General features: G+C 52.1%; 3 protein-coding genes. All 3 read left to right on the plus strand.

Annotated elements, in window-relative coordinates; translation table 11 throughout:
- Positions 1-188: 188 nt before the first annotated feature.
- Complete coding sequence (locus L0M99_RS08455; protein WP_238128367.1) at positions 189-1,076, plus strand: patatin-like phospholipase family protein; 888 nt, start codon at positions 189-191, stop codon at positions 1,074-1,076.
- A gap of 134 nt (positions 1,077-1,210) precedes the next feature.
- Positions 1,211-3,883 carry a YhgE/Pip family protein gene (locus L0M99_RS08460; RefSeq protein WP_238128368.1) on the plus strand — a complete coding sequence of 891 codons (2,673 nt, stop codon included), beginning with the start codon at positions 1,211-1,213 and terminating at the stop codon, positions 3,881-3,883.
- Entirely contained in the window at positions 3,880-6,231 is a 2,352-nt protein-coding gene (locus L0M99_RS08465) for a YhgE/Pip domain-containing protein (protein WP_238128369.1), read from the plus strand. Before L0M99_RS08460 ends, L0M99_RS08465 begins: the two co-directional genes overlap by 4 nt.
- The last annotated feature ends 383 nt before the right edge of the window (positions 6,232-6,614 follow it).

Raw genomic sequence — 6,614 nt, forward strand, 5'->3', positions numbered from 1 at the left:
AGGTGAGAGGCGGAAACCAGCCTGCGTGGACTCACGGGGTCTCCGGAGTGCTTTCATAGCCCGTCTCGTATCGTCAGTTACTGGTAGTGACAGTCGGGAGGCTAGGTTTGACCGGTTGTTGGGGGCGCTAAAGTTCCCGGAATCAGGTACTATGGCAAGCCGTATGATTGTTTTTGGGGTGAGACGGTATGGAACAGTTTGAGAATAATGTCTTTGACACTGCATTGCTGCTCGAAGGTGGGGGAATGCGGGGTAGCTACACTGCGGGGGCAATAAATATGCTCTTGGAGTCAGGAATCTACTTGAATTATGTCGCCGGAATTTCCGCAGGTGCTACCAACTTGGTGAACTATTTGGCGCGTCTTCCACAGCGTTCTAAACGCTGCTTCATTGATATTAGCACCGACCCCGATTTTGGCGGATGGAAAACAGCAGTAAAAGGTAAAGGGGTTTTCGACACTCACCACATGTACTACGACCTGACCGAACCTGGGGGAATGCTCGAGCTGGACTACGGGCGTTTTACAGCAAATCCCGCCGAATGGCGGGTAGGGGTATATAACGCGCAGCGTGGAGAGGAACTATATTTCTCACGCAATCAGGTGGATTCGGAGCAAAAGCTGACCCACGTATGCAAGGCCTCGGGATCGATGCCTATAGCTACCCGAGTCACTTATATTGCCGGTGAGGCCTGCATGGACGGGGCAATAGGTCCCAGTGGCGGAATTCCTTTGGACGTGGCGCAGGCAGATGGATACGAAAAGTTCCTGGTTCTGCTGACCCGTCCGCGGGAATATGTTAAAGAAAACCGCTTACCTGATTTGGCATACCGCTGCTTGCTAACTCGTTACCCGAAGGCTGCTAAGGCGGTCATTGAACGCCCTATCAATTACAACCGGACCCGAGCCGAACTAGAGAGGTTGGAATCGGAAGGTAAAGCTTATGTGTTTTATCCGCAGCATATGGGGGTGGCGAATTTTGAAGATAATCCCGCCAAGCTGGAAGAGAATTTTTCCGCTGGCTACCAGCAGATGCAAAGTGAACTCCCAAAGGTCAAAGAGTTTTTAGGACTCTAAAATCGGGCAGGTTTACTGACCTAAATCTGGTGGTGAACGCGCAAAACTCTGTGGCACCGGGATTCTTCCAGGGGCGAATACTAAGGGGCGCAGCGGGAACTGTCAGAATTCTAACGTGAGGTTATGATTAGACGGTGAGAGATAGTTGGCGGGTGTTCACTCGGGACTTGAAGCGGATTATTGCGGTTCCGCTTTCCCTAATTATCGTATTCGGTATCTTGGTTACCCCAGCCCTTTATACCTGGCTGAACATTTTGGCTTTTTGGAACCCCTATGTGGAAACGGGAAATCTGCCTATTGCGGTAGTGAATAACGATGCGGGAGCCTCCTCTGCGCTGACCGGTAAGCTCAATGTTGGTGACCTCGTAGTCGAACAATTATCAGACAATGACCAGCTCGGCTGGCAGTTTACCGATCAAGACACTGCCGATCACAAAATCAGAACCGGGGAAGTGTATGCAACTTTAGTTATCCCGAAAACCTTTAGCGAAGACTTAGTCGATATTTTTAGCGGCAAACGTAAACAGCCGACTGTTGAATACTGCGTCAATGAAAAGAAAGGCGCTATTGCGCCCAAAATTACCGATGCCGGAGCAAATGAACTCGATATTCAAATCACCTCAGCTTTCCGGGGAAAAGTCGGTGAAGCCATTGCGCAGGCTCTGCGTGAGGGTGGTTTAGAGATCGACGCGAGTATTCTTGGCGCTGAAGGAAGCACTCTGGATGCCTTGGGCGGTATCAACCGGGATCTCAATGATGCGCAAGGTGCCTTGGACTCCGCCAATACCTCTTTGGCGGGTTCCTTACAGACTATGAAAAAAGTCCGGTCTGCGCTTTCTGCAGCTGATCCGGCATTGGCTGATGTTTCGGCGGCTTTGCAGGATGCCCAAGGCATTCTAGGAACGGTGGTATCCGATGCTTCCGAATTTGCTGTTAAGGCGGGACAAGCCAGTATTAACGCTCAAAAGGCGCTAAATGAGTCCTCGGCGGCGGCTAATTCAGCGGTGTCTAATGCAGCGAATAAACTCACCGAAATGGATTCGCAGCTGCAGTCAGGAATTAAGAGGGCGAATGATTCAATAACGAAAATGCGTGATCAGATTGCGGTTTTGGAAAGATTCCCGCAGACGCAAAAGCTTGCTACCAAGCTGAAAACCCAGCTGGATGAGATGGAGAATCTGCTCGCTGTGGTCGGGAAAACCGGGTCAGACGCGGCAAAGACCGCCGAGGATTTAAAAACGCTGATGAAATCCTTTGACCAGTCTCTATCCGATGCGCAACGCAACGCCACTGGTCTACGTGAACAGTCCGCTAAGGCTGCCTCTGCGCTAAATGCCCGGGTGACGCAGCTGTCACAACAGCTGGGAGCCATTAAATCCGCGGTGAGTGTTGCGCGGATTTCTCTTAGAGAGATTTCGGCGCTGACCCGCGGCGTTGATGAGCAGATTGTTAACACGCAAAATGTGCTTGACCAGGTGCAGGGGGACCTAAACGGGTTGTCTACTACGGCTCGCGGAGCGCAAACCGATGTGGCCGCGCTGGCAACCGCCCTCCGGACAGGCACTTTGAAAACAGTTATAGGCCTGGATTCAACTAATATTGGGCGCTACCTGACCGCGCCGGTGAAATTCGACCAAAAGACACTGTTCCCCATCAACTCTTATGGCTCGGGAATGGCAGCTATGTTCATCAATCTTTCTATGTGGATTGGTGCACTTATTCTGGTCATTATTTTCCGAGTAGAAGTCGATAAAGACGGCTTTGACTGGTTGAGTTTGCGCTCGGCTTATCTGGGACGATTTATGCTCTCCGGTGCGTTGTCTATCGGGCAGGGGTTGATCGTTAGCGTGGGCAGTTTACTGTTGGGAGTGAAAGCGGCCAGCGCTCCCGCTTTCATTGCTACCTCCATGCTGATTGGGCCGTGTTATTTGGCAATTATCTATGCCTTGGCCGCTGCATTCAGTCACGTGGGGCGAGCGCTGGCAATCTTGCTGGTAGTGTTGCAGATTCCCGGTGCCTCGGGTATTTATCCGATCGAGCTCATGCCCAGATTCTTCCGCCAGCTTTCCCCGATACTCCCATTTTCTTACGGCATTGATGCAATCCGAGAAACTATCGGCGGGTTCTATCACGGGCGTTACTGGCATGTTATATCCGTTCTATTACTCATGAGCGTCACGATGTTCCTCCTGGGGTATTTGGGCAGGCGGCGTTTCGGTTACTTCACCCAATTGTTCTACGACGATTTGGCTCGCACTGAACTGGTAGTGAATGAAGACGTTCAGCTGCAAAGTCGCGGTTACCGTTTGAGTAACATCATTGCGCTTCTGGCTAACCGGAAAGAGTTTTCCACCCGGATTAAGCTGCGTCAAGAGGGGTTCAATGCCCGTTATCCCGCTTTGATTAATGGGCTGAGTATCGTGGGGATATTAGGACTGGTAGTACTAGGGATGATTTCCTGGATAACCTCCGCCAGTAAGTCCGTGCTCCTGGGAATACTAGCTATTTGGGGAGTCGCTATTATTGGAACCTTAGTTGGCGTAGCCGTGCTGAAAAGCTCCATAGAACGAGCAGAGAGGCTGTCGCATTTGACGCAAGATGAACTGTTCGAATCTCTGGCTCGCCAGCGACAAGTAAACGCAAGCAAAACTGCGGGTAGCTCCAAGGGTCTGAGCGGCGGAAAAAACTGGGGTAGCGGGGAACATCGCCTCACAAGAGCAACACCAGCGGCAGAGACGACGGATCAAAGCGGAGACAGGTCGGTGAGCGAAACCGATGCCTCGGCAAGTAGCGAGGAGACACGATGAACGAAATATTTTTTATCATTCGTGACGACTTCCGTCAGATTCGCAGCAGTATCATGGTTCGGATTTCCATAGTTCTATTGATTGCCGTGCCTTTGTTCTTCACCTGGTTCAACGTGCTGGCCACCTGGAATCCCTTCTCAAACTCGGGAAGATTGCAGATTGCCGTTGCCAGCACCGATGAGGGTTACACCAGCAAAATCCTGAACGTAAAAGTCAATGTGGGAGACACCGTACTCAAGGAACTGGCGGTAAATGACCAGTTTGATTGGGTATTAACCAGCGAAGATAAGGCATTGGAAGGGGCGCGCTCGGGAGAGTATTACGCGGCAATTGTATTGCCCAAGGATTTTTCTCACTCCATGTTCACGTTCTATGCTGGCGGGGCTGCCCCCGCAAATATCACGCTGTACACCAACGAAAAGAAGAACCCGCTTTCAGCAAATCTCACCAACCAAGGCGCGCAAGGCGTCACCGCGAAAATTAACACAACTTTTTCGCAAACCTTGGCTGAAGTAACCGTAGGAATCGCTGAGGACGTGTCCGATTACCTAGACACTGCCGACACTCAGGTAGCTCTGGATCGGTTGAGCAACCACCTCGAAACCCTTTCTGCACAGTTAAATTCGGGGGCGAACACATTCAGTTCTTTGTCTACCTTGATAGGTTCGGCAGTGCCGCTAGCTACCGGAGCCAAACAACTGGCTGCAGGGGTACAAGACTCTTTCGAGGGGGCAATAGGGTCCACCCTCGATTCCGGGGGCAAAAGTGCCCAGGGCAGCGCCAATCCCTTCGCGGCCATCTCCTCTGAGCTGGATGATGCGGTGAAGTTGGCAGGAAGTAATCTTGCCAATCTGCAAAAACAGTTGGATAAATTGCTGGATTCCGCCAATAGCACCACCCAAAGCAGTGCTGCCACCATCGAAGAGTTGCAGACTCTGCTAGATAAACAAATCGCTGGCTTCCAACGTACGCGGGACGCCCTTGAGCAGGTACTGAGGCCAGGAGGGGCAGATTGGCAGGGGGACAAGCCTGCGGTTGACCGGTTGCTGGCAGATATGGACGCGGCGATTGCGCGCCAACAAGTACTTTCGGAACAGCTGGGCGCTATAGCCGCTGACCTGCGTCGAGGAGGAACTCGCGATTGGGAGCTGAGGCAGACGGCTAAACGTTCCATAGCAGAAGCAAAACAGGCTATTGACACCGCTCGATCCAATTATGAGAAAAACTTGCAGCCAAAAATAAAAAGCCTACGGGAGAACCTAGAATCTGCCGGAGAGAATGTGGAGGTTTTCCGTTCGCATCTGCAGGCGGTGCAAGCCGACCTGTCGGAAAGTTCAGGTGGGATGATCGAGACTATGCGCCGCTCTCAAAAAACCTTGGACAATACCGCTAAAAAGATGCGGGACGGTGCCAGTCGCTTGAACCAAGCGCATGAGCAGATTACGTCCGCCCGGGCAAAAGGAGGCTTGAACCAAATTGCCACCACCTTGGGAGCTGACCCCGAAGGTTTTGCCCGTTTGATTTCTTCCCCCGTAGCGGTAGAACGTAAGGCGGTGTTCCCAGTCGCCACTTTTGGGGTAGGTATGACTCCACTCTTTACCGTGATCGCCCTGTGGGTTGGGGCGCTCCTAGCCGGGGTTTTTCTGCGCACTGACGTTTCTGCGAATGTAGGTAAACGCTACCTGGACACGATTGCAGCCCGAAAACCTGCAGATACTTCCGATGATCCAGAAACGGATGAGGGCGAATCGTCTCGCTCAGAAGAGGCAGACACGAAACCTGACGAACCAGAACCGACTTCGGGTGCGAAAGCGACCACGAAAGCCACCGCAAGAAAACCTCTATTCACCGGAGCTCAAGAGTACTTGGGACGTTACTTTATGTTCTGGATGATTGGGATGGCTCAATCCACATTGCTTATGCTCGGGCTGATTGTATTCGTGGAAATCGAACCAGCGCACCCCTTCCTGCTGATTATGGCGGGATGGGTAATTTCTACCGTCTTTACCAATATCGTTTATACCCTGGTGGTAGCACTTGCCAATGCCGGTAAAGCCTTAGCAGTCTTACTGTTGGTACTACAGATTTCTGCAGCTGGCGGAGCCTATCCGCTGGAACTTTTGCCGCAATGGTTTCAAAACATCAGCCCCTTGCTGCCCGCCACTTATGCGATTAACCTGATGCGTTCGGCTATCGCTGGGATTTATGCAGGGGACTTTGCCTATAACCTGCTGATAATCCTGATATTCCTAATTCCGAACCTGGCTCTCGGGGTGGTTTCGCGGCATACGATTGCGGGACGGATCCACGACACCGCCCAGAAAATCGAAAAAACGAAAGTCATGTAACCGGTGCAAAGCGCGCGGAGAGGCTAAGTTTTTCCTCCCGCTTCGCAAGCACGGGAATAAGTTTTTCCTCCTGCCCAAAATCCGAAAAGGCGTTGCCTTTTCGGATTTAACGCCCGCCTAACCGACTCGGATAAAACTTAGTCCCGCGCATAGGGGTGGGGTGGGCAAGTTGTACAGGAACCGGTCTTTTGTCCCGCTTAATACCTAAGCGCCCAGCGCGCTCGGCTAGCTATAGAACCGTGTGAAAGGTATAGCTGAAGCGAGATGATGTGCCAGGTGGGAGCGGGGCGCGGCTGGGCACTGGCGGTAACATCGCGGGGAGGCTGGGTTTTATCCGAGTGGGTGCGGTGGGCATAAGAATTCGGAAAACGTCGCTACGTTTT

The sequence above is a fragment of the Varibaculum cambriense genome (assembly GCF_022133705.1).
Lineage (GTDB): Bacteria > Actinomycetota > Actinomycetes > Actinomycetales > Actinomycetaceae > Varibaculum > Varibaculum cambriense_A.